This window comes from Sphingobium sp. FW306-1B-F04DB (assembly GCF_058781925.1).
On the sequence record NZ_JBYSXE010000017.1, the window covers coordinates 1 to 22,490 of the forward strand.

18 protein-coding genes and 1 pseudogene are annotated in these 22,490 nt (G+C 65.0%); 8 read left to right on the forward strand and 11 right to left on the reverse strand.

The features are described from left to right. Both AC3WJD_RS09940 and AC3WJD_RS09945 read right to left on the reverse strand, forming a co-directional pair. Positions 1 to 299: pseudogene (locus tag AC3WJD_RS09940) on the reverse strand (4-(cytidine 5'-diphospho)-2-C-methyl-D-erythritol kinase); the annotation flags it as partial. A gap of 5 nt (positions 300 to 304) precedes the next feature. Next, on the reverse strand, positions 305 to 1,987 hold the full coding sequence (locus AC3WJD_RS09945) for a tetratricopeptide repeat protein (RefSeq protein WP_492746457.1): 1,683 nt from the start codon (positions 1,985 to 1,987) through the stop codon (positions 305 to 307). A gap of 199 nt (positions 1,988 to 2,186) precedes the next feature. On the opposite strand from AC3WJD_RS09945, the gene AC3WJD_RS09950 reads away from it, so the two are divergent. Then, positions 2,187 to 2,579 (forward strand): VOC family protein, encoded by a 393-nt coding sequence (locus tag AC3WJD_RS09950; protein WP_492746458.1) that lies wholly within the window; start codon positions 2,187 to 2,189, stop codon positions 2,577 to 2,579. 766 nt (positions 2,580 to 3,345) lie between these two features. Here AC3WJD_RS09950 and AC3WJD_RS09955 read toward each other — a convergent pair. After that, positions 3,346 to 4,998, reverse strand: a complete 1,653-nt coding sequence (locus AC3WJD_RS09955; protein ID WP_492746459.1) for an electron transfer flavoprotein-ubiquinone oxidoreductase — start codon at positions 4,996 to 4,998, stop codon at positions 3,346 to 3,348. A 124-nt stretch (positions 4,999 to 5,122) separates the two neighbouring features. On the opposite strand from AC3WJD_RS09955, the gene AC3WJD_RS09960 reads away from it, so the two are divergent. The 3 genes from AC3WJD_RS09960 to moaB are packed head-to-tail and all read left to right on the forward strand — an operon-like array spanning position 5,123 to position 8,125. Beyond that, positions 5,123 to 5,848 carry a uracil-DNA glycosylase family protein gene (locus tag AC3WJD_RS09960; RefSeq protein ID WP_492746460.1) on the forward strand — a complete coding sequence of 242 codons (726 nt, stop codon included), beginning with the start codon at positions 5,123 to 5,125 and terminating at the stop codon, positions 5,846 to 5,848. Continuing rightward, entirely contained in the window at positions 5,845 to 7,608 is a 1,764-nt protein-coding gene (locus AC3WJD_RS09965) for a lytic transglycosylase domain-containing protein (RefSeq protein WP_492746461.1), read from the forward strand. The genes AC3WJD_RS09960 and AC3WJD_RS09965 overlap by 4 nt, the downstream gene beginning before the upstream one ends. Then, on the forward strand, positions 7,598 to 8,125 hold the full coding sequence (gene moaB, locus AC3WJD_RS09970; RefSeq protein WP_492746462.1) for a molybdenum cofactor biosynthesis protein B: 528 nt from the start codon (positions 7,598 to 7,600) through the stop codon (positions 8,123 to 8,125). The genes AC3WJD_RS09965 and moaB overlap by 11 nt, the downstream gene beginning before the upstream one ends. Positions 8,126 to 8,127: 2 nt before the next feature. Here the strand turns inward: moaB and AC3WJD_RS09975 are convergent, their stop codons facing one another. Then, positions 8,128 to 8,469, reverse strand: a complete 342-nt coding sequence (locus tag AC3WJD_RS09975; RefSeq protein WP_492746463.1) for a VOC family protein — start codon at positions 8,467 to 8,469, stop codon at positions 8,128 to 8,130. A gap of 52 nt (positions 8,470 to 8,521) precedes the next feature. Here AC3WJD_RS09975 and AC3WJD_RS09980 point away from each other — a divergent pair, with 52 nt between their 5' ends. Continuing rightward, positions 8,522 to 9,598, forward strand: a complete 1,077-nt coding sequence (locus AC3WJD_RS09980; RefSeq protein WP_492746464.1) for a PA0069 family radical SAM protein — start codon at positions 8,522 to 8,524, stop codon at positions 9,596 to 9,598. A gap of 28 nt (positions 9,599 to 9,626) precedes the next feature. Here AC3WJD_RS09980 and AC3WJD_RS09985 read toward each other — a convergent pair whose 3' ends face one another. Next, entirely contained in the window at positions 9,627 to 11,234 is a 1,608-nt protein-coding gene (locus AC3WJD_RS09985; protein WP_492746465.1) for a hypothetical protein, read from the reverse strand. A 308-nt stretch (positions 11,235 to 11,542) separates the two neighbouring features. Between AC3WJD_RS09985 and AC3WJD_RS09990 the strand changes: the two genes are divergently transcribed. Then, the gene (locus AC3WJD_RS09990) at positions 11,543 to 12,220 is read left to right on the forward strand and encodes a hypothetical protein (protein ID WP_492746466.1); all 678 of its coding nucleotides are present in this window, start codon (positions 11,543 to 11,545) and stop codon (positions 12,218 to 12,220) included. Between the two features lie 236 nt (positions 12,221 to 12,456). Continuing rightward, positions 12,457 to 12,768 (forward strand): hypothetical protein, encoded by a 312-nt coding sequence (locus AC3WJD_RS09995; RefSeq protein WP_492746467.1) that lies wholly within the window; start codon positions 12,457 to 12,459, stop codon positions 12,766 to 12,768. Between the two features lie 67 nt (positions 12,769 to 12,835). Here AC3WJD_RS09995 and AC3WJD_RS10000 read toward each other — a convergent pair whose 3' ends face one another. Next, positions 12,836 to 14,443, reverse strand: a complete 1,608-nt coding sequence (locus AC3WJD_RS10000) for a long-chain fatty acid--CoA ligase (protein ID WP_492746468.1) — start codon at positions 14,441 to 14,443, stop codon at positions 12,836 to 12,838. A 132-nt stretch (positions 14,444 to 14,575) separates the two neighbouring features. Continuing rightward, complete coding sequence (gene dnaE, locus AC3WJD_RS10005; protein WP_492746469.1) at positions 14,576 to 18,064, reverse strand: DNA polymerase III subunit alpha; 3,489 nt, start codon at positions 18,062 to 18,064, stop codon at positions 14,576 to 14,578. A 117-nt stretch (positions 18,065 to 18,181) separates the two neighbouring features. On the opposite strand from dnaE, the gene AC3WJD_RS10010 reads away from it, so the two are divergent. Beyond that, the gene (locus AC3WJD_RS10010; RefSeq protein ID WP_492746470.1) at positions 18,182 to 18,733 is read left to right on the forward strand and encodes an HdeD family acid-resistance protein; all 552 of its coding nucleotides are present in this window, start codon (positions 18,182 to 18,184) and stop codon (positions 18,731 to 18,733) included. Positions 18,734 to 18,736: 3 nt separating this feature from the next. Here AC3WJD_RS10010 and AC3WJD_RS10015 read toward each other — a convergent pair whose 3' ends face one another. The 4 genes from AC3WJD_RS10015 to AC3WJD_RS10030 form a co-directional block, all read right to left on the reverse strand. After that, entirely contained in the window at positions 18,737 to 19,216 is a 480-nt protein-coding gene (locus AC3WJD_RS10015; protein WP_492746471.1) for a glutathione peroxidase, read from the reverse strand. An 11-nt stretch (positions 19,217 to 19,227) separates the two neighbouring features. Beyond that, a complete protein-coding gene (locus tag AC3WJD_RS10020) occupies positions 19,228 to 19,899 on the reverse strand; it encodes an ABC transporter ATP-binding protein (RefSeq protein ID WP_492746472.1) in 672 nt (223 codons plus the stop codon). Then, positions 19,892 to 21,142 (reverse strand): lipoprotein-releasing ABC transporter permease subunit, encoded by a 1,251-nt coding sequence (locus AC3WJD_RS10025; RefSeq protein WP_492746473.1) that lies wholly within the window; start codon positions 21,140 to 21,142, stop codon positions 19,892 to 19,894. The genes AC3WJD_RS10020 and AC3WJD_RS10025 overlap by 8 nt, the downstream gene beginning before the upstream one ends. 599 nt (positions 21,143 to 21,741) lie before the next feature. Then, the gene (locus AC3WJD_RS10030; RefSeq protein ID WP_492746474.1) at positions 21,742 to 22,428 is read right to left on the reverse strand and encodes a Crp/Fnr family transcriptional regulator; all 687 of its coding nucleotides are present in this window, start codon (positions 22,426 to 22,428) and stop codon (positions 21,742 to 21,744) included. Positions 22,429 to 22,490: the final 62 nt, after the last annotated feature.

Sequence of the window (22,490 nt, forward strand, 5' to 3'; positions counted from 1 at the left end):
AGCCCCGCCGCCACCGGCACGCGCTTGTCGAGCACCAGCCGCGCTCCGCTTTCGACACCGAAGGCCTGTTGCAGCGCATGCGCCGCCCGCAGCACCAGATTGTCGTCACTTTCACCGTCGAGCGCCCCGGCAAAGGGCCCCTCGATCGTCAGCGACAGTGCATCCGCCTTCTCGCCGCGCAGCACGTCACCGTCTCCCGCAAAGGCGAACAGGCTTTCGATCGTGTGATAGCCATCGGCGCGCCGCGCGCGGACATGGAGCGCCAAATTGATCTTGGCCCAGGCGATTTCGGTCAGCATGGCGGTCAGGGCGCGATATTGTCCGGCTTCAGCCCGGTATCGAGCTTGGACCTGATCCGTTCGGCGATGTGTCCTTCGGCAGTCACCAGCGCCGCGGTCCACGCATAGCGCGCGTCGATCCTGCGCCCCGCGGTCCAATAGGCGTCGCCGAGGTGCTCGCTGATCGTCGGTTCGTCGGGCACTGCCGATGCGGCGCGCTCGAGCGTTTCGACCGCCTTGGGGATGTTGCCGCGAACGAAATAGGCCCAGCCGAGCGAGTCGGCGATCGCGGGATCCTGCGGCGCGAGCTCGCTGGCACGGCGGATCAGCCGTTCGGCCTCTTCCAGATCCTCGCGATACTCGAGCTTTGCGTAGCCGAGATAGTTGAGCACCACGGGCTGATCGGGGCCGAGTTCGGCGGCGCGGGTCAACGCGACCTTTGCATTGGGCCAGTCGCCCGCCTCGTAATGCGCGCTGCCCTTGAGCAGCCACAGCGCCCAGCCCGCACCATCCCTGGTCTTTTCGGCCATGGCGAGCGCGCGGTCATAGGCGATGGCGGCCTCGTCATGGCGCTTGAGTTCGGCATAACGCTCGCCCAGCCGCGTGAAGTCGCTGACGGTCGCGCCCCGCGCCAGCGTCGCTGCGGTCGCGGTCTCCAGCGCGCGCTGCGTTTCGCCGGCATCGACCAGTATCTGCACGCGCGCGTCGCGTGCCGCCGCATTCCAGGGCCCCTTGCGATTGATCCGGTCGAGCAACGGCAGCGCGAGATCCGGATTGCCTCTCGAACCCAGCATGTCGGCGACGAGCAACAGCGCGATATCGCTGCCGGGATCGAGGATCAGCGCGATCCGCGCGATCGAGAGCGCGATTGGTGTCGGACGATCCTGCCGTCCGATGTCCTCGGCCAGCCGCGCGAAGAGCAGCGACACGCCCTTGCTTGCATCGGTCGCGGCGCCAGGCAGCTTCTTGTGCCGCGCAACGAGCGTGTGCGCCGCCTTGAGCGTGACATCATTGCCTTCGAGCAGTTCCATCGCGGCGCGGCGCTCACCCAGCGCCGCCAGACGGCTCGCCACCGCAATCCGCACCGCAGTTTCGCTCGCCCCCCTGCCGATCGCGTTGAGCGCGCGATAGCCGGCCTCACCGTCCTCGGCCTTGCGCTGCGCGAGCAGCAGCAGCGCCTCCTGCTCGCCCTTGTAGGCCGAGGTCAGCGCGCTCGTCGTACGCGCCCTCAACAGTTCGACGGTCGCACCGTCGCGCGCACCGAAATTGGTCCAGGCGCGCAGCATCGGCGACAGGAAGGCGAAGGTCTCCTCGCCTTCCATCGTGCCGATCGCACCGCGCGCGCTTGCCCAGTCTCCAGTCGAAAGTGCATTGGCGAAGAACAGCAACCGCCCGTCGGCGGGCAGCGCGCCACGCGCGTCGAGGATCCGGGCCGCATCGAGCGCCAGCGCGGTGTCGCCCGCAGCCAGCGCGCCGCGATAGGTTCGAAGCGCCATCGTCAGGTCGCCCGGATCGGCGACGAGCAAGGTCGCATAGCCAGCCGCAGCGGCGACGGGTTCGCCCGCATTGTCGGCCAGCCGCGCGCGCACATAATGCGCCATCGCCTCGGCATCGGGCCGGTTCGCCAGCGCGAGCGATGGCAGCATCGCCGCCGCGATCAGCGCGGGCGCGACGATGGTTCGGGTCGTGACGAATATCCGGGCGAACATCCAGCGGGGCACTCCGACGCGGCGTCCGCGGAACCGCGGGCCAGCAGCGATCATACACCATGACGCCCCATGACAGGCAAGCGTCGTATATTGCCCGCGCGCCGCGACGCGCAGGCGAAAGACCGCTTGATCTCAAGCCGGCTTTAAGTTGTACGACTCGCGGGCATTCGACCTGCACGACGAGAAATGGAACAGACACATGCCCGCTGCCTTCATCGAACATGTCAACCTCACCGTCCGCGATCCCGCGCGCTCGGCCGCGCTCATGCACGATCTGTTCGGCTGGCATATCCGCTGGCAGGGGCCGGCGATCGACAACGGCCATACGATCCATGTCGGCGACGACCATGTGTATATGGCGCTCTATACGAGCAAAGGGCGCGACTATGACGTCGCGACTTTTGCCAAGGGCCGGCCGCTCAACCATGTCGGGATCGTCGTCGACGATCTCGATGCCATCGAGGCGCGCGTGCGGGCTGCGGGCCTCGAACCGTTCAACCATGCCGGTTACGAACCCGGCCGCCGATTCTATTTCTTTGACCATGACGGAATCGAGTTCGAGATCATCAGCTATCGCGCCGCCGCCGACTAATTCGTTGACACCGGTGGCGACGCAAAAGCCAAGCGCCAGAATATGATCCGATGTCTATCAGATTCGTTGCTCTTACGAATCATTCGCCGCCGCGGCTTTGGACAAATTTTACAACGAAATCCTAATGATGATTTGCCTCTATTTTCCAGAACCAAGAAAATGCGAACGACTAAAGGTCTTACACGAGTGTAAGTATTAAGAAATTTTCGACCACTGTCGAATTCGTTCTTTTCAACCTCCAACAATTCTGGCATCAATCATTCACCGGCTTAAGTGACCCGGCCGGATTGGCAGCGGGGGGTTTCGATCTCCTTTGCGACCCAGGTGTAGAAACCCCCTGTTGCCAAACTTCCCACCAGAACCGATGTCGATCCATTCGCGAAGGCGGCGCAACGCGGCCGTCGCCCGCCCGGGTCCGGTATCACCGGACGCGCTCCGCTGCCTGCTGCCCCAATTAATCCATTGATACCGCTGTGCATTCCCGCCACTGTGCGGGGCGGCGCGCGGCTTTCCGCTTCGCGCGCACGCCGGTGGCGCCGATTTGAAGTCGGCTTCCTGTAAAGCGCGCCCCGCCAAGCGCATGGCGCGCTTTTCTTTTGCGTGGCCCATGACGCGGAAGCGCCCGGGCGCTGGGTCGTATCCGCTCTCGCGTTCGGCAGCAGCGGCAACCGGATGGAGAGACCGGGAACACCGGCCGAATTCGCCCGGAAGAACAGCGCGATCAGCCCCTCGCCACCCGCGCAGTTCTTCCTGTGATCTCCACCCCTTACATATTGGGGTAGTTGGGGCCCCCGCCACCCTCGGGCACTACCCAGTTGATGTTCTGCGTGGGGTCCTTGATGTCGCAGGTCTTGCAGTGGACGCAGTTCTGCGCGTTGATCTGGAAGCGCGGATTGCCCTCTTCCTGCCCCACGACCTCATAGACGCCCGCGGGGCAGTAACGCTGCGCAGGCTCGTCATAGAGCGGCAGGTTGTGCCTGATCGGGACGTCGGGATCCTTGAGCGTCAGGTGGCAGGGCTGGTCCTCCTCGTGATTGGTGTTTGACAGGAACACCGAGGATAGCCGGTCGAAACTGAAGACGCCGTCGGGCTTGGGATAGTCGATCTTCCTGGCGTGGTCGGCGCGCTGCATCTTGGTGTGATCAGGCTTGTGCCCGAAGGTGAAGGGCAAACCGATCTTCAGGTAGCGCATCCACATGTCGATGCCCGCGAAGAGCGTGCCGAAGAAGTTGCCGAACCGCGAAACCGAGGGCTCGACATTGCGCACCATCTTGAGTTCTTTGGCGATCCAGCTTTCGTTGAGCGCCTGCGGGTAGCTCGACAGTTCGTCCGCCGAACGATCCGCCGCAATCGCCTCGAACGCTGCCTCGGCTGCGAGCATGCCCGATTTGATAGCGGTATGGCTGCCCTTGATGCGCGGCACGTTCACGAAGCCCGCTGAACAGCCGATCAGCGCGCCGCCGGGGAAGACGAGCTTGGGCACCGCCTGCCAGCCGCCCTCGTTGATCGCGCGCGCGCCGTACGACACGCGCTTGCCGCCCTCGAGCATCTTCTTGATCTCGGGATGCGTCTTCCAGCGTTGGAATTCCTGGAAGGGATAGAGGTGCGGGTTGGAATAGGAGAGCGCGACGACGAAGCCGAGCGCGACCTGGCCATTGGCCTGGTGATAGATGAAGCCCCCGCCCCATGCGTCGCTGAGCGGCCAGCCCTGGCTGTGGATCACACGGCCGGGAACGTGCTTGGCAGGATCGATGTCCCACAGTTCCTTCAGCCCGATGCCATAGACCTGCGGCTCGCAATCGCATTCGAGGTCGAAGATGCGCTTCAATTCCTTGGTCAGATGACCGCGCACGCCCTCAGCAAAGAAGGTGTATTTGGCATGGAGCTCGAGCCCCGGCTGGTAATCGGGCTTGTGCGTGCCGTCGCGCGCGACGCCCATGTCGCCCGTCGCGACGCCCTTGACCGACCCGTCCTCGTTGAACAGCACCTCGGCGGCCGCGAAGCCGGGGAAGATCTCGACACCCAGTCCCTCGGCCTGCTCGGCGAGCCAGCGGCAGAGATTGCCGAGCGAGCCCGTATAGGTGCCCTTGTTGTTCATGAAGGGGGGCATCATGAAATGGGGCATTGCGAACTTGCCCGTCTCGGTCAGCAGCCAGTGATGGTTCTCGGTGACCGGCACCTCGGCCATCGGGCAGCCCATGGTGCGCCAGTCTGGCAGCAATTCGTCGAGCCCCTTGGGGTCGACCACCGCGCCCGAGAGGATGTGCGCGCCGACTTCGGAGCCCTTTTCGAGCACGCAGACCGAAAGCTCGCGGCCCTTCTCGTTCGCAAGCTGCTTCAGCCGGATCGCTGCCGCCAGGCCCGCCGGCCCGGCGCCCACGATCACGACGTCATAGGGCATCGATTCCCGTTCGCTCATCTTCCGCTTCCCTCCATGGCCGGTGCGCGATGGATTCCTGTCATCGTGCCCGGACAACGCTTTATCACTAATGCCCGTGCATTCAGATTGACCCCGCCGTCAACCTCTGACTCTAGTGTTTGCGATGGACGCGGGGGCTGAAATCCTTGAAGCGCAACATGCGCTGAGCACACTCGGCTGGTGGCACGAGGCGGGAGTCGACATGCTTGTCGACGAGGCGCCCCGCAACTGGCTCGCCGGGCCGCGTCCGGCTGCCGTAACGTCGCCGGCCGCCGCGCCGTGCCCCGAGCCCGAGGCATTGCCCGCGACACTGGAGGCCTTCCGCAGCTGGATCGAGGCGGCCGAGCAGCTTCCCGACGGCTCGATCAAGGGACGAAGAATTTTTGCATCGGGCGAACCGACATCGCGGCTGATGGTGCTGGTCGACATGCCCGAAGCCGGTGATTCCGACGCCGGAATGCTGTTGTCCGACGAGGCCGGGCAGTTGTTCGACCGGATGATGGCGGCCATCGGGCGGGGCCGCGGGACGATCTGGCTCTCCTCGCTCGTGCTCGCGCGGCCGGCGGGCGGCAGGATCGATTCCCAGCGCGTCGAAGCGATCGGTGCATTTGCGAAACATCATGTCGCGCTCGTTCGCCCTCAGCGATTATTGCTGATGGGTCAGGCGGCAAGCCGTGCGGTTCTCGGGATGGATCTCGTCGCCGCGCGCGGAAGATTACACGCCGTTAACCATGGCGGCGTCAATATGGAGGCAGTCGCGACGTTCGCGCCGCGCTTCCTGCTGCAAAATCCGCAACGCAAGGCGGACAGCTGGCGGGATCTGCGGTTGCTTATCGAGGGAATGCAATGAAGCTCACCCCCCTTCTCGCCGGCGCGCTGCTGCTGTTTTCAGCGCACCCTGCGCTGGCCGCGAACGAGGGTGTGCAGACTTCGGCGCGCAAGCCCGCGCGCGAACCCTTGCCGCGCCAGCTCTCCGCGTCCGAGCGCGAGCTCTATCGCGCGGTCTTCGCCGATATCCGCGCAAGCCGCTGGGTCGAGGCCGCGGCGCGGCTCGATGCCGCGAAGGACGGGCTGCTGACGCCGCTTGCGCGCGCCGAGCTCTATCTCGCCAAGGGCTCGCCCAAGGTCGAGCTCGACCCCCTGCTCGCGCTGGTGGCCCAGGCGCCCGACATGCCCAAGGCGGCGCAGCTCGCCCGTCTCGCAACCACGCGCGGCGCAACCACCCTGCCCCCGATTTCCGAGCCGCAGCGCCTTGTGTGGCTCGGCGGCAAGCCCTTGCGCGGCCGCGCCTCGACCACCAGGGGCGACCTCGTCGCCGAGACGCTGAGCGCCAGGGTGCTGCCGCTCATCAAGGACAACCAGCCCGCGGCGGCCGAGGCGTTGATTGCCGAGGTCGAGGGCCAGCTGACCCCCGAGGCGCTCACCGAATGGCAGCAGCGCGTCGCCTGGTCCTACTATATTACCAACAATGACGCCGCCGCGCGGATGCTCGCCGCCAGGGCGCAGCGCGGCGTGGGCGAATGGGCGGTCTATGCCGACTGGGTCGTCGGTCTCGCCAGCTGGCGCCAACGCGACTTCCGCGCCGCCGCCGCGGCCTTCCAGTCGGTTGCCGCGCGCGGTGCCGACAGCGAGTTCCGCGCCGCGGGGCAGTTCTGGGCGGCGCGTGCCTTCATGGCCAATGGCGAGCCCGAAAAGGTCCAGCCGCTGCTGCGCAACGCAGCGCGCAATGACGAGACCTTCTATGGCCTGCTTTCGGCGCAAACGCTGGGCATCGCCGCGCGCGATGACAATGGTCCCGATCTGGTGACCGCCGACTGGAAGCGCCTTTCCCGGCTTGGCAATGTCCGCACCGCGATCGCGCTGAGCGAGATCGGCGAATACAAGCTCGCCGACGAGACCCTGCGCCATCAGGCGCGGATCGGGACGCGCGCCGATCATGCCGCACTGTGCGAGCTAGCGGCGCGACTGAATCTGCCCGAAACACAGATCTGGCTGGCACATAACGGCCCCAGCGGCGCGCAACCGGGTGCCGGCACACGCTATCCCGCGCCCGACTGGACCCCCGATGGCGGCTGGCGCGTCGACAAGTCGCTCGTCTATGCGCACGCGCTGCAGGAATCGAACTTCCGCCGCGACGTGGTGAGCCCCGCCGGGGCTTACGGCCTGATGCAGGTGATGCCCGCCGCCGCACGCCACATGGCACGCGACCGCGGCGGCGATTTCTCGCGCGAGGCGCTGACCAATCCTTCAACCAATATCGAGTTCGGCCAGCGCTACCTCGAATATCTGCGCGATTTCGATGGAACGCAGGGGCTGCTGCCCAAGGTCATCGCGGCGTATAACGCGGGCCCCGCCCCCGTCCGCGACTGGAATTACCGCAACATCGATGGCGGCGATCCGCTGCTGTACATCGAGTCGCTGCCCTATTGGGAAACGCGCGGCTACGTCACGATCGTGCTCCGGAACTACTGGATGTACCAGCGCAACGCGGGCGAGAAATCCGCCAGCCTTGCCGCGATCGCGCAGGGCATGTGGCCGCGCTTCCCCGGGCTTCGCGGCGCGACCGCCGTGCGCATGGACGCCGCCAACAGGACGCAAAGTGCCGATTGACGAAAGCCGGGCGTTCCGCCCGGTCAACATCGCGGTCATGACGATCTCCGACACGCGCGGGCCTGACGAGGACACGTCGGGCGACGCGCTCGTCGAACGGCTGACCGCCGCCGGGCATCATCTTTCCGACCGCGCGATCGTCCGCGACAAGATAGACCTGATCGTCGCGCGCCTGCACGGCTGGATCGACGATCCGCAGATCGATTGCGTCATCACCACCGGCGGCACCGGCGTCACCGGCCGCGACGTCACCCCCGAGGCGCTCGCCCGATTGGGCGGCAAGGACATTCCCGGTTTCGGCGAGCTGTTCCGCTGGCTCAGTTACCAGACGATCGGCACCTCGACGATCCAGTCTCGCGCCGCGGCCAGCGTCGTGCGCGGCACCTATATCTTCGCGCTGCCCGGCTCGACTGGCGCGGTGAAGGATGGCTGGGACGGCATCCTCGCTACCCAGCTCGATATCCGCCACAAGCCCTGCAACTTCGTCGAGCTAATGCCGCGCCTCACCGAACGCTGAGGCTATTCGGCTGCGGGCTGCATTGCGGCCAGTTCATGCCCTGCGGGATCGCGGAAGTGGAAGCGCCGGCCGCCCGGAAAAGCGAAGATCGGCAACGTGATGGCGCCGCCAGCGGCGATGACCTTTTCCTGCACGGCTTCCAGATCATCAACCTCGATCACCGGCAGCAGCACCGCAGTATGCTGCGTGGCGTCGCCATTGAGGCCGAGATCGGTGTCGCCGGTCATGGTCGCCGCATAGTCGGGCCCGAAATCGGTGAAGGTCCAGCCAAACGCGTCCGCGTAGAAGTGCTTGGTGCCGGCAACGTCGCCCACGGGCAGTTCGACATAGTTCAATCGCGCCATTTTTTTCTCCATTGTTCTTGATTTGTTCTTACGCGACATGCATCATAAGTCAATGGACTCGAAGCTCCGCCCTGCGCGCGGCGCGACGCTCAATCGCGAAAGCAGCCGCTTCAACCTGCCCGAGCGCATCGTCGATGGCGACTGGCTCGACATGCGCGAAGACCTCGACGATGCCCCGCCCCCGCTCAGGACCACCGTCACCATCGAGCACCCGAAGACGATCCTGACGCGCAACACCTCGCCCGACGTCGTCTTCGACCGTTCGATCAACCCTTATCGCGGGTGCGAGCATGGCTGCATCTACTGCTTCGCGCGCCCCACCCACGCCTATCACGACCTGTCGCCCGGTCTCGATTTCGAGAGCAAGCTGTTCGTCAAGCCCGATGCCGCCGAACTGCTGCGAAAGGAGTTGGCGAAACCGGGCTATGTCGTCGCGCCGATCGCGATGGGCACCAACACCGATCCCTTCCAGCCGATCGAGCGCGACTGGCATATCACCCGCCAGTGTATCGAAGTGCTGGCGGAAACCTGTCATCCGCTGCTTATCACGACCAAGTCCGACCGCGTGCTCGGCGATCTCGATCTGCTTGGCCCCATGGCCGAGAAAGGGCTGGTGTCGGTGATGATCTCGATCACCTCGCTCGATCCCAGGATCGCAATGACGCTCGAACCGCGCGCGCCAGCCCCGCGGAGGAGACTTGCCGCGGTCAAGGGCCTCGCCGATGCGGGCATCCCCGTCACCGTCTCGATCTCGCCCGTCATCCCCGCGATCACCGACCATGAAGTCGAACATCTGCTCGAAGCAGCGGCAGAAGCGGGCGCCACCCACGCCGCCTATATCCCTGTCCGCCTCCCCTTCGAGGTCGCCCCGCTGTTCAAGGCCTGGCTCGACGCGCATTTTCCCGATCGCGCGGGCAAGGTGATGTCGATCATCCGCTCGATCCGCGGCGGGCGCGACAACGACCCCGATTTCAGCAGCCGCATGCGCGGCCAGGGTGCTTGGGCCGAACTGCTCCGCACGCGCTTTGTGCTCGCCTGCCGCAAGAACGGCCTCAACCAGCACGAACGCCCGCCGCTCAGGCACGACCTGTTCCGGCCGCCGCAGGGCGATCAGCTGAGCCTGTTCTGACGCAGGATCGCGTTCGGGGGCGCGCCGATCACCCCTTGGTCGGTTTTTCCTCGTAGTAGAGCGGCCCGAGCGCATCGATGATCGTCACGGCGTCCAGCGCGCGTTCCGGCTCGGTGCCGGCATCGACCAGGCGTATCGTCAGCTCGGTCTTGAAGCCCGTCGGGACGCTGCTGATTTCAACCCCGTATTGCCGCGTCGACATCCGCCGCGAAAATTCCTTGCGGTCGATGATCACAAAGGCCGGCTTGCCCGCCGCCCGCGCCACCTCGGCGGCACGCAGCAGCGTCATTTCCTGGACCAGCGCCGCAGACGGCGTGTTCCCGATAAACTCGACTTTGGTGGTCCCATCCGTATTCGCGGTCGTGCGAAATCCGTCGGTGCGGTCGATTCCCCCGAGCAGGCTGGTGCCCATGCTCAAAGCGCCGCCGATCAGCGCCCCAAGGATATTGGGCCGCGCCTTTTCATAGTCGACGACCGCGCGCGGCGTTTCGGGCGCGATCAGCGCGCTCGATATGACATCGGCAAGCGCCTTCTGACGGCTCTCGCGCAGATCCTTTTCGAAGGGGGCGACATCGGGCACCAGCCCGGCGTCCTTTGCGGGCATTGCCGCCTTGAGCGCGGTCAGCAGCTCGATGGTCGCGGCATCGCGCGGCATGGGGCTGGCCACCAGCGCGCCGATCGCATCGGCCGGGCGCGCTTCGGCCACCGCGATGCGTGCCTCGACCTGACGGCTGCGTGTCTCGATATAGCGATCGAGCGAGGTCATTGCCGCAGATGCGAACTCTGCAACCGGGGCCTCCGCTGATGCCGGACGCGCAGCAGCCACCCGGGTGCGCAGTTCGACGAGGTCGCGACGCGCCCCCGCCGCATCGCCCGTCGCCGCACGCGCATAGGCGGTGTGAAGCGACACGAGCACGGCCGACAGCATCTGCGAGAGTGCCGGGTCTTGCACCATGAACCCCACCGGCTTGAACGGTCCGGCCGGCCAGTCGACCGCGACGCCGGGACGCAGCGCGAGCACGCCCGCGAAGTTCCCTACTTCGGCTTCCTTGCCGAGCGCCACCGCTCCAACCTCGGGATCAAGCCGGTTGGCGCCGAGCCACGGCGATGGCGAGGCAGCACCGAGCGGCCTGGCCACCTGAAGCACATTGGCGGCGGCCTGCTGGACCTGCAGCGAATAGGGGCGCGCTGTCATTGCGGTGCGGGCAAGCGGAACCGCATTCGATATGTCACCGGATTGGGCAAGCGCGAGCGCGCGAAGCAGCATCAGCGAAACCGCCATACTGCGCTGGTAAAAGCGGTCCCCGGCAAGATTGGCGGTGGCGGCTTCGGCAAGATCCAGATCGGCCAGCGCCTTTGCGGTATTTCCCGCGCGAAGATAGGAAGCCGCCCTTGCGCGCAGCAGGTGCGCCCGCCTGAGAGTCTGGGTCGGGAGCAATCGCGGGCTCGCCAGCGCGCGGGTGCACGCCGCGACATCACCCCGGCTCGCGAGCAGCGAGGCATAGGGCCGCGTGCTTGCCTCGCCACGCATGCCATCATCCTGTTTTCCCGGATGAATGCGTCCGTCACACGCCTCGAAATCGCGCTTGTCCGAAGCCTGCGCCGGCACCGCAACAAGCGCGCCGAGCGCGAGCAATACAATCCTCCCCCGCAACCGCATCTGACTTCCCCCCAGAAGTTGTGCCCGAACTGGTAGATGAGGAGCGCTGGTCCGGCAAGCAGCACATGCTTGAAAACCGGCATTATTGTGCACGCGCCTGGCGCTCGCCTGCCGCAAAAATAGTCTCGATACGCGCGACGCCCGCCGCTCGAGCACGTCCTGGGCAGGTCGCCGCAAAGGAAGAAGTTGAGATTGTTTTGCTGCCGATTTGAACCTTTTCCGTATCGAACCAAGAAAAGAAATGATAGGTTAACTCAAGCAGACGGAGCGTTGGGGGCGATCCCATGGACAGCTTGTTTGATACTGTAATTGGCTTGGTCAATGCAGGGTTTGCCGGCGTCGGCATCGTTGTTATTCTGCTTTTGAGCTTGCTGATGCTGCGGAAGGAGCAGCTGACCCCAGAGAAGGAAAGGCTGAGCAATCGCATTCTGACTTGGGGCATTTCCTTTGCCGTATTGTGCGGTGTTCTTTCTGTCATTTCGCCGGTGGTCCAGGCGCAATGGGGCGTTAAGCCCGATAGTCGACCCAAGATGCTGCGGCTGGCATTCTCTCCAAGCTTCGAGACGCGAAAACTGCCGCCGCCCCGGATCGAACTGCCGAATGGCGAACATGCCGATCCCGAAAAGCCGTTCGCCATCACCGGTGATATGATTCAGATCAGTGTGGACGCTGCCTTGGCGGAGGTCGAGAATCTGGAAAAAACCGCAAGGGCACTTGGCGAAAGCGTCAAAGACTATAGGAAACAACGCGACGAGTTGGTGGCAATGACCGACGCACCGGATCCCTCGGCGGAGTCGGACCTCAAAGTGCTATCCCAACAGTCAGTAGTGTTGGAAGCCAAGGTTGCGCAGTCGATAAGTAGCGGTAATTTTCAGGCCGCAGCAGAGGCCAGCAAGCAACTGCGCGACCCCGCGCGCGGCTCCAAGGTCATGGTCGAACGGGCAATTGGCCGAGAATTTTGAAACTGGCAATCTTGTCTAACGCTACGCCGCCGCCGGCACTGACGGCAGCTTGATCGGCTCAAGCCAGCCGATGTCCTGACAAGTCGCTGCGTCGCCTCTCCCCGCTGCGAACTACGGAAGCGGCCTTGCTGCCGGGTCCCGGCCAAATCGGCGGCGCGCAGAATGTCCTTAATGTTGCGCTAATGTGACGCTGACATATTTGGGTCAATGCAACCTTAGCGAGCCGTCGATTCGACATGTGTCATATCCAAGCGTCCGATCTGGTCGAGTGCATCAACAACACGCCAATGCACAAGCAAAGCAAGACCATGCCCGAACTCAAGCAGGTCTATAGGGTTGAATCGGTCAGGCCTGCGGGCGACGGCTACAGCGTCAGGCTCGTCGAACTCACGCCCGATTGCTACAAGGGCGGCCCGTGCGCGTGCGACAATTGCGGGTGGGATGCCAGCCGGTTTCGCAAGGTTTATCGCCCCGACGACGGCAAGCTCGCGGTGTTCCACGCCATGCTCGACGCACCGGCGGAGCGGCAGCTGAGGCCAACGGGATAAGCTGCCGCCACGGATAGCCCGTTGTTCCAGCCGCGACTTTCCAATCACAGACACGCGAGGCGACGACTCACGCGGCCGCCGACACCGACGGCAGCTTGTGGTCCTTGTACTGCGTCCTCAGCGCGGTCTTGAGCAGCTTGCCCGTCGCGGTGTGCGGCAGGCTGTCGACGAACAATATCTCGTCGGGCAGCCACCATTTGGCGACCTTGTCAGAAAGATAGGCCGTGATCTCGGCGTCGGACACCTCGGTGCCCGGCTTCTTCACCACGAGGAGCAGCGGCCGCTCGTCCCACTTTGGATGATAGACCCCGATCGCCGCCGCCTCGGCCACCGCGGGATGGCCGACCGCGGCATTCTCGAGCTCGACCGAGCTGATCCATTCGCCGCCCGACTTGATCACGTCCTTCGAACGGTCGGTGATCTGCATCGTGCCGCACGGGTGCATCACCGCGACGTCGCCCGTATCGAACCAGCCTTCGGTGTCGACGCAGTCGCCCCTTTCGTCCTGGAAATAGCGTTTGATGATCCACGGCCCGCGGATCTGGAGCCGGCCCGAGCTTTGCCCGTCGCGCGGCTGTACCCGGCCCTCTTCGTCGACCACGCGCAGCTCGACGCCGAAGGGCACCCTGCCCTGCTTGACGACCTGGTCGACCTTCTGCTCGAAACTCATCTCGTCCCAGTTCGCGGTGGGAGCGCCCATCGTGCCGATCGGCGAGGTTTCGGTCATCCCCCAGGCATGGCCGACGCGGATGCCCATGCCCATCAGCCGCTCGATCATCGCGCGCGGCGCCGCAGACCCGCCGATGGTGACGAGCTTGAGGTGTTCGGGCGCCTCGCCGGTCGCGTCGATATGCTGGAACATCGCGAGCCAGACGGTGGGCACGCCCGCCGAATGCGTCACCTTCTCCTGGTTGAACAGCCGGCACAGCACGCCGCCGTCATTGACCGCAGAATAGACGAACTTCACGCCCGCCAGCGCACCCGCAAAGGGCAGCCCCCAGGCCGCTGCGTGGAACATCGGCACGATCGGCAGCACCACCGACTGGTTGCTAAGGTCGAACACATCGGGTGCGACTTCCGCCAGCGCATGGATCACCGAGGAGCGATGCTCATAGAGCACGCCCTTGGGATTGCCCGTCGTGCCGCTGGTATAGCAGAGCATGCACGGCTCGCGTTCGGGCCCCTCGACCCAGGCGTAATCGCCATCCTCCGTCGCTATCAGCGCCTCAAAATTGTCGGGCGCATCCGAATCGAAGCAGACGAAATGCTCGATCGAGGTCCATTCGGGCTTGAGCCGGTCGACGATCGGCTGGAATGCCTTGTCATAGAACAGCACCCGGTCCTCGGCATGGTTGGCGATATAGACGAGTTGCTCGTCGAACAGCCGCGGGTTGATCGTGTGGATCACCCCGCCCATGCCGATCGCGCCATACCAGGCGACGAGGTGGCGGCTGTGGTTCATCGCCAGCGTCGCCACGCGATCGCCGCGCTTCACGCCCATTTTTTCAAGCGCTTGCGCGAGCTTCCTCGAATCGCGTGCGATCCCTGCCCAGTTGGTGCGCGTCGTCGTGCCGTCGGCCCAGTAGCTCACGATCTCGCGCCGGCCGTTCTCGCGCTCCGCGTGATCGAGAAGCCGCGGCACGCGCAACTCGAAATCCTGCATCCCACCAAGCATTTGTCTCTCCTCGACAATGTGGGTTCCGTTTTCGGAATCCCGTATTTGAGGAGAAGATTACCCGAAAATCCGGCCGAATCCAGCGCCGCAAGCTGACGCTACGGCAAGGAGGGCAGGCGGATGCCTATGCCTTCAGGAGACGAGCGCAAGCCGCGGCTGGTCGGCGGATCTGAGCGATACCGACAGGATGCCGGGAAGCGCCTCGATCCGCGCGGCAAGCTCGGCGTCGAGCAGGAAGTCGCGGCCGAGCAGCACGCGCGCGCTGGCGCCGTCGGGCAGTTGCGCGTTGAGCACCAGCTCGCCGCGGCTGCCGCGCGCGCCCGCCATGAGGCTCGCGAGCGGTGCGATCACCTGCGCATCGTCGATCGAGACCTCGAGCATCAGCCGGACATTGCCCGCGAGCTTCTCGAAACGCTGGATACGCTTCACCGTCACGCGCGGCGTCTCCTCGCCCGGCCGGCGATCCAGCTCGACCGTCAGCAAGGCGCAGCCAATTTCGCGTGCGGCGTCCTCCAGATCCTTCGCGACATCCTCCTCGAAGCAGGTCGCGATGAACTGCCCCGATGCATCCGAACATGTCGCCATCAGATAGCGCCGCCCGCGTGCCGAAGTGCGCCAGCGCGCATCCTCGATCAGCCCCGCCATCGTTCCGGGCGAGCGCGTGGCCTCAGCGGGCGCGGGCTGGGAGCAGAGCGCGGCATAGCTGCGCGCGCCATGCGCATCGGCGAGGTGGCGGAACCGGTCGATCGGATGCGCCGAGAAATAGAAACCGAACGCGTCCTTTTCCTGCGCCATCCGGTCGGCAAGCGACCAGTGCGCGCTCTGGGGGATCTGGATCGCGGCCGCCCGTGCGTCGTTGCCGCCAAACAGCCCACCTTGCCCGCTGGTGCGCTGCTCCTCGGCGTGCGACGCGACCGCGAGGATCGTCTCTGCCACGGCAAACACGCCCGCGCGATCCGGATCGACCCCGTCAAACGCGCCCGCCGCAGCCAGGCTTTCCATCTGGCGGCGGTTCAACGAGCGCGGATCGACGCGGTTCGCGAAATCATCGATCGAGGTGAACGGCCCCTTGGCCTCGCGTTCGGCGACGAGTGCTTCCATCGCCTTTTCGCCCACGCCCTTCAATGCCGCGAGCGCATAGCGCACCGAAAGCCCCTCGGCACCTTCCTCCACCGAGAACTCGGCCTCGCTCGCATTGATGCACGGCGGCAGGCAGGGCACGCCGAGCCGGCGCATATCCTCGCTGAAAATGCCCAGCTTGTCGGTCTGCGCCATGTCGAAACACATCGACGCGGCGAAGAATTCGGGTGCGTGATGCGCCTTGAGCCATGCGGTCTGATAGGCGAGCAGCGCATAGGCCGCCGCGTGGCTCTTGTTGAAGCCATAGCCCGCGAACTTGTCGATCAGGTCGAACAGCTCGTTGGCCTTTTCCGGGCGGATATCGTTGCTGGCGCACCCTTCGACGAAGCGCGCCCGCTGCGCGTCCATCTCGGCCTTGATCTTCTTGCCCATCGCGCGGCGCAGCAGGTCGGCGTCGCCGAGCGAGTAGCCGGCAAGGATCTGCGCGGCCTGCATCACCTGTTCCTGATAGACGAAGATCCCGTAGGTCTCGGCAAGGATGCCCTCCAGCATCGGGTGCGGATATTCGATCGTCTCGCGCCCGTTCTTGCGCGCGCCGAAGGTCGGGATGTTGTCCATCGGGCCCGGCCGGTAGAGCGATACGAGCGCGATGATGTCGCCGAAATTGGTGGGGCGCACCGCAGCGAGCGTGCGGCGCATGCCCTCGGATTCGAGCTGGAACACGCCCACGGTGTCGCCGCGCTGGAGCAGTTCGTAGACCCCCGGGTCGTCCCAGGCGAGCCCGGCGAGATCGACATGGATGCCGCGTTTGGCGAGCAGCTGCACCGCCTTCTGCAGCACAGACAGCGTCTTGAGCCCGAGGAAGTCGAACTTCACCAGCCCCGCGCCCTCGACATATTTCATGTCGAACTGCGTCACGGGCATGTCCGAGCGCGGATCGCGATAGAGCGGGACGAGCTGATCGAGCGGACGGTCGCCGATCACCACGCCCGCGGCGTGGGTCGAACTGTGGCGCGGCAGCCCCTCGAGCTTCATCGCGAGATCGACGAGCCGGCGCACATCCTTGTCGGTCTCGTATTCGTGGCGGAACTCGGGCACCCCGCCCTTTTCCATCGTCCGCTCGAGCGTCCACGGATCGGTCGGGTGGTTGGGCACCAGCTTGGCGAGGCGGTCGACCTGGCCATAGCTCATCTGGAGCACGCGCCCGGTGTCCTTCAGCACCGCGCGCGCCTTCAGGCGCCCGAAGGTGATGATCTGCGCCACGTGATCACGGCCATATTTCTGCTGGACGTAGCGGATCACCTCTTCGCGCCGGGTTTCGCAGAAGTCGATGTCGAAGTCGGGCATCGAGACGCGCTCGGGGTTGAGGAAGCGTTCGAACAGCAGGCCGAGCTTGATCGGGTCGAGATCGGTGATGGTCAGTGCCCAGGCGACCACCGAGCCCGCGCCCGACCCGCGGCCCGGCCCCACCGGAATGTCATTGTCCTTCGCCCATTTGATGAAGTCGGCAACGATCAGGAAATAGCCGGGAAAGCCCATCTGGATGATGATGCCCACCTCGAACTCGAGCCGGTCGAAATAGGTCTTGCGCGCCTCGTCATCCGCAATCCCCGCCTTTTCCAGCCGCGCCTCGAGCCCCGCAAAGGCATCCTCGCGCAGCTTCCTCGCCTCGCCGTCGCGGTCGCCCGCAAGGCTGGGCAGGATCGGCGCGCGCTTGGGCGCCATCACCGCGCAGCGCTGCGCCACCACCAGCGTATTCGCCAGCGCCTCGGGCAGGTCGTCGAACAGCAGCTTCATGTCCTTGGCGGGCTTCAGCCACGCATCGGGTGAGCTTTTGCGCCGATCGTCGCTTTCGACATAGGAGGAATTGGCGATGCACAGCATCGCGTCATGCGCGGCGTGGAACCCCGCATCGGCGAAGCAGCAGGGATTGGTGCCGACGATCGGGATATCGCGCGCATAGGCCAGATCGAGCAGCAACGGCTCGGCCTTGCCCTCCACCTCGTCGAGCCGGCGGACGATCTCGATATAGAGCCGGTCGGGGAACAGCGCCTGCAACCGGTCCAGATAGGCCGCGGCGCGCGTCACCTGCTCCTCAGCGAGCAGCCGCGTCAGCCCGCCCTCGGCGCCCGCGGTGAGCGCGATCAGCCCGTCTGTCCGCCTCTCCAGCGCCGCGAAGGACACATGCGCCTGCTGCTCGACGGGGCGGTCGAGATGCGCCGCCGAGACGAGCGCGCAGAGATTGTCATAGCCCTGCTCGTCCTGCGCATAGAGCGCGATCCAGTCAAAGACCGGATCGACATTGTCGGGCATGTCGGGCCGCACCACGCACAGCATCGTGCCGATGATCGGCTGGACGCCCGCGCCCTTGCACGCGTCCGAAAAGGCCATCGAGCCGTAAAGCCCGTTGCGATCGGTGATCGCCGCCGCGGGAAAGCCAAGCTCGCGCGCGCGCGCCGCGATCTTCTTGGGTTCGATCGCGCCATCAAGCATGGTGAAGGACGAGAAGATACGGAGCGGAACGAAGGGCGCATGCGGCATGGCCGCACGCTAGGCGCACGCCCGCGATTCGGAAAGGGCGCGATGCGCACGCGCAGGACTGGAACCCCCGAAGGCCATTCATCGTTTTCGGAACGAAACAAAGCACGGAGGACCCGCATGACCGAGATGATCCCCGAAACCCCCGACGCGCAGCTGATGCGGCGCGGCAGGGGCTGGTTGGTGGCCTATGGCGTCATCTCGATCATCATCGGCATCGTCGCCTTCATCTGGCCCTTCCCCGCGACGATCGCGGCGACGATATATGTCGGCGCGGCGCTGATCGTCGCGGGCATCGCCGCACTCGCCTCGGGCATGGGGGGCGACGGCCATGAATCGCGCTGGTACGACATACTGTTCGGGCTGCTGACGCTCGTAGTCGGGGCCCTGCTCGCCTTCCGCCCCGTCTCGGGCGCGATCTCGCTGACGCTGCTGGTCGCGATCTGGCTGGGCGTGCGCGGCGTCCTCGAGATCGTCTGGGGCATCCGCTATCCGCGCCACCGCTGGTGGATGATCTCGATGGGCGCGTTCAACCTGCTGCTCGACGTGCTGATCCTCGCGACGATCCCGTTCACCGCGATGATTCTGCCCGGCTATATCCTCGGCTTCAGCTTTCTCATGGGCGGAATCACCGCGATCGCGATCGCGGGCCGTGTGCCGCGCACCGGCTGAGCCTCAGAGCAGCTTTTCGATATCCTTTTCCAGATCCTCGGGCTTGGTCGTCGGCGCATAGCGATCAACCACCTTGCCCGAGCGATCGACGAGGAACTTGGTGAAGTTCCACTTGATCCCCGTCGTCCCCATCAGCCCCGGCTGCGCCGATTTGAGATAGTCGTAGAGCGGGTCAGCGCCGGCGCCATTGACCTCGATCTTGGCGAAGAGCGGAAAGGTCACGTCATAGGTCAGCGAGCAGAAATTCGCGATTTCCTCGGCATCGCCCGGCTCCTGCGCGCCGAACTGGTTGCACGGAAAGGCGAGGATCTCGAAGCCGCGATCGTGATATTTGCGGTACAACGCCTCGAGCCCCGCATATTGCGGCGTGAACCCGCATTTGGAGGCGACATTGACGACCAGCAGCACCTTGCCCGCATAGTCCGAGAGCTTCTGCTCCGCCCCATCGGGCAGCTTCACCGCGAAATCCGTCACTGTCGTCATCGTCGCCTCCGCTATTCGAGCACCCCTTCGTGCAGCCGCACAACGCGGTCCATCTTCGCCGCCAGTCGTTCGTTATGCGTCGCCACGAGCGCGGCCGAGCCCTCCTCGCGCACCAGCCGCAGGAATTCGGCAAGCACGATATCCGCCGTATGCTCGTCGAGATTGCCCGTCGGCTCGTCGGCGAGCACCAGCGCCGGCCGGTTGGCGAGTGCGCGCGCGACCGCCACGCGCTGCTGCTCGCCGCCCGAAAGCTGGCTCGGCCGGTGGCTGAGCCGGTGGCCGAGCCCAAGCGACGTCAGCAGCGCCTGCGACCGCGCATGTGCCGTTGCGTTCTCGGCGCCGTGGATCAGCTGCGGCAGCACCACATTCTCCTCGGCATTGAAGTCGGGCAGCAGGTGATGAAACTGGTAGACGAAGCCCAGCGCGTCGCGGCGCAGGTTCGTGCGGCCGTCATTGTCGAGCTTCGCCGCCTCCTCGCCCCTGATCCGGATCGAGCCCTCGAAGCCGCCCTCAAGCAGCCCGACCGCCTGGAGCAGCGTCGATTTGCCCGATCCCGAGGGGCCGAGCAGTGCGACGATCTCGCCGGGGCCGACATGCAGGTCGATGCCGCGCAGCACCTCGATCGTCTCGCCGCCCTGCGTGAAGCTGCGGCGCAGATCGGTGGTCGCAAGGATATCACTCATAGCGCAGCACCTGCACGGGATCGGTGCTCGCCGCCTTGAAGGCGGGGTAGAGCGTGGCGAGGAAGCTGAAGATCAGCGCCATCGCGCAGATTGCGATCACCTCGAAGGGATCGGTCTTGGCGGGCAGCTCGGTCAGGAAGCGGATCGAGGGATCCCACAGGTTCTGGCCCGTGACGAGCTGGATGAAGTTCACCACCGACTGGCGGAAGAACAGGAAGATCGCGCCCAAAATCAGGCCCGCAACGATGCCCAGCGTGCCAATCGTCACCCCCACCGTCATGAAGATCTTGATCAGCCCGCCACGCGTCGCCCCCATCGTCCTGAGGATCGCGATGTCGCGGTTCTTCGCGCGGACCAGCATGATCAGCGACGACAGGATGTTGAATACCGCGACGAGGATGATGATCGACAGCACCACGAACATCGCGACGCGCTCGACCGCGAGCGCCTCGAACAACTGCGCGTTCATCGAGCGCCAGTCGGAGACGATCGCCTTGCCCGCCACCTGTTGTGCGAGCGGCGCCAGTATCGGCCCGACATTGTCGGGATCGACGGTCTCGACCTCTATCATGCCCACCGAATCGTCCATCAGCAGCAACAGCTGGGCGTTCTCCATCGGCATGATGACGAACGCCTTGTCATAGTCGTAAACACCGACCTCGAAGATCGCGGCGACGCGATAGGCGACGATCCGCGGCACGCTGCCAAAGGGCGTCGTCTGTCCCTGCGGACTGATCAGGCTGATCGTGCTGCCCACGCGCACGCCCAGCGCTTCGGCCAGCCGCGCACCGATCGCGATATTCTCGTTGCCGGGCTGCAGCGCATTCAGACTCCCCTGCCGCACATTGCCCGCGATCTGCGGATTGTTGCGGATGTCCTCGAGCGTCATGCCGCGGACGAGCACGCCCTCGACGCGCCCCTCGGAACTCGCCATCAACGGCTGCTCGATCAGCGGCGTGGCGGATACCACGCCCGGCGTCTTCTTCGCCTCGACCAGCACCTGCCGCCAGTCGTCGAGCCGGCCGCCATAGCCCTGCACCACCGCATGGCCGTTGAGCCCGGTAATCTTGTCGAAAAGTTCGGCGCGAAAGCCGTTCATCACGCTCATCACGATGATGAGCGCAGCAACGCCCAGCATCACGGCGAACAGGCTGATGCCGGCGACGAGGAAGATGAACCCCTCCCCCTTTCCGGGCAGCAGATAGCGTTTGGCGATCATCCGCTCATAGCGGGAAAGGATCATGGGTGAAGCCTTGGCAAAGCGGGCATGATGCTCGCGGGTCTAAAGTGGTTTCGGAGAAAGTGGAAACCGGTTTTTCGATGCTCTTCGAGGGGTTGGATCCGGGCTCTTTCCTTTTGGCATTGCCGGACCGGCTCCGGGCGGGATTCGGGACACGGGCAACATGCTGAGCCTGTTGCCAAATGAACACAGGGTTAAGGCAATCGTCGGGACCGCGCGATTCGGACGATGACAAGGCACAGGTCATTGCGTAGCGTCCGCATGCTGAAACGCAGGCCAAAGGCCGTGGTTCGGGGAAAAGCTTCGCCCACCGGGACGTAAAAGGGAACGGACTGGAAGCGCGCCGAAGTCAATCCAAGGGGGCTGACGAGCATTCGTCACGCGGGTGCCCGGATCGGAAACGATCCGGGCACTTGTCTTTTGTGCGCCATTCCATCCATTTCGAAAGCGGAATTTTACGCAGCCTGGCGACGATTTGCGCTTCATCAAAGAAAAGGGGCAACCGGTCCTTCACGGTCCGGCTGCCCCAGTTCACCCTGCGGGCGATCACCACCAAAGGGCGGACGCCCCGGCCCGGGTCGCTGGGGCCGGGGCGTCCAGGCCTACTCGGCCGTTTCGGCAATCTCCAACAACAGGGCGTTTTCCAGAATGCGTATGCGTCCGCCTTCGAGCGCGATGATTCCCGAATCGGACCATGCTCCCAACTGACGATTGATCTGCTCGCGTGACATCCCCGCGAACATGCCGAGTTCTCCCTGGCTTAGGTCGAGGCGCAATCGCCCGTCATTGCCGCCGCTCAGGCTGAGTCGCTGGAGGAAACGCGCCAGCCGCGGGCCCGAGGCATAGGCGCGATCGCTCTCGATCGTCGCGTTGGCCTGGCGCAGCCGGCGCGCCAGCTCGCGCATGATACGCAGCGCCATGCCATGATGCTGCGTCACGATTCCCTCGAAATTCTCGCGCGACAGGCGCAGCCCCGTCACTTCTTCGAGCGCGGTGACCGAGGCGGTCCGCTCACCCCCGTCGAGCAGCGCGATCTCGCCAATGACGCTGCCGGGCTCGGCATAGTCGAGGATGATCTCGCGGCCGTTGCTCGCGAGCATCGAGATGCGCGCGGTGCCCGTGAGCATGATGAAGAGCGAGGTGCCCTCATCCCCCTGCGCGACGATATCGCGGCCTTTCTTGTAAGTCTGGTGGACGCCGTGGAGGATGATCGCGGCGAGCTCTTCCTCGCTGCACGACGCGAAGATCGAATGCTCCGGCAACAGCGCGGATAACTGCTCGGCTTTCATGCCGCCCCCTTTTCCAGATCGAAATGAACCCGATTCGATCGGAAAAGAACGTTATTTTTCGC

Bases quoted from the DNA above. Each gene is read 5' to 3' on its own strand.
- AC3WJD_RS09945 (WP_492746457.1), bottom strand. From the start codon at position 1,987: ATGTTCGCCCGGATATTCGTCACGACCCGAACCATCGTCGCGCCCGCG.
- AC3WJD_RS09950 (WP_492746458.1), top strand. From the start codon at position 2,187: ATGCCCGCTGCCTTCATCGAACATGTCAACCTCACCGTCCGCGATCCC.
- AC3WJD_RS09955 (WP_492746459.1), bottom strand. From the start codon at position 4,998: ATGAGCGAACGGGAATCGATGCCCTATGACGTCGTGATCGTGGGCGCC.
- AC3WJD_RS09960 (WP_492746460.1), top strand. From the start codon at position 5,123: ATGGACGCGGGGGCTGAAATCCTTGAAGCGCAACATGCGCTGAGCACA.
- AC3WJD_RS09965 (WP_492746461.1), top strand. From the start codon at position 5,845: ATGAAGCTCACCCCCCTTCTCGCCGGCGCGCTGCTGCTGTTTTCAGCG.
- AC3WJD_RS09975 (WP_492746463.1), bottom strand. From the start codon at position 8,469: ATGGCGCGATTGAACTATGTCGAACTGCCCGTGGGCGACGTTGCCGGC.
- AC3WJD_RS09980 (WP_492746464.1), top strand. From the start codon at position 8,522: ATGGACTCGAAGCTCCGCCCTGCGCGCGGCGCGACGCTCAATCGCGAA.
- AC3WJD_RS09990 (WP_492746466.1), top strand. From the start codon at position 11,543: ATGGACAGCTTGTTTGATACTGTAATTGGCTTGGTCAATGCAGGGTTT.
- AC3WJD_RS09995 (WP_492746467.1), top strand. From the start codon at position 12,457: ATGTGTCATATCCAAGCGTCCGATCTGGTCGAGTGCATCAACAACACG.
- AC3WJD_RS10000 (WP_492746468.1), bottom strand. From the start codon at position 14,443: ATGCTTGGTGGGATGCAGGATTTCGAGTTGCGCGTGCCGCGGCTTCTC.
- dnaE (WP_492746469.1), bottom strand. From the start codon at position 18,064: ATGCCGCATGCGCCCTTCGTTCCGCTCCGTATCTTCTCGTCCTTCACC.
- AC3WJD_RS10010 (WP_492746470.1), top strand. From the start codon at position 18,182: ATGACCGAGATGATCCCCGAAACCCCCGACGCGCAGCTGATGCGGCGC.
- AC3WJD_RS10015 (WP_492746471.1), bottom strand. From the start codon at position 19,216: ATGACGACAGTGACGGATTTCGCGGTGAAGCTGCCCGATGGGGCGGAG.
- AC3WJD_RS10020 (WP_492746472.1), bottom strand. From the start codon at position 19,899: ATGAGTGATATCCTTGCGACCACCGATCTGCGCCGCAGCTTCACGCAG.
- AC3WJD_RS10025 (WP_492746473.1), bottom strand. From the start codon at position 21,142: ATGATCCTTTCCCGCTATGAGCGGATGATCGCCAAACGCTATCTGCTG.
- AC3WJD_RS10030 (WP_492746474.1), bottom strand. From the start codon at position 22,428: ATGAAAGCCGAGCAGTTATCCGCGCTGTTGCCGGAGCATTCGATCTTC.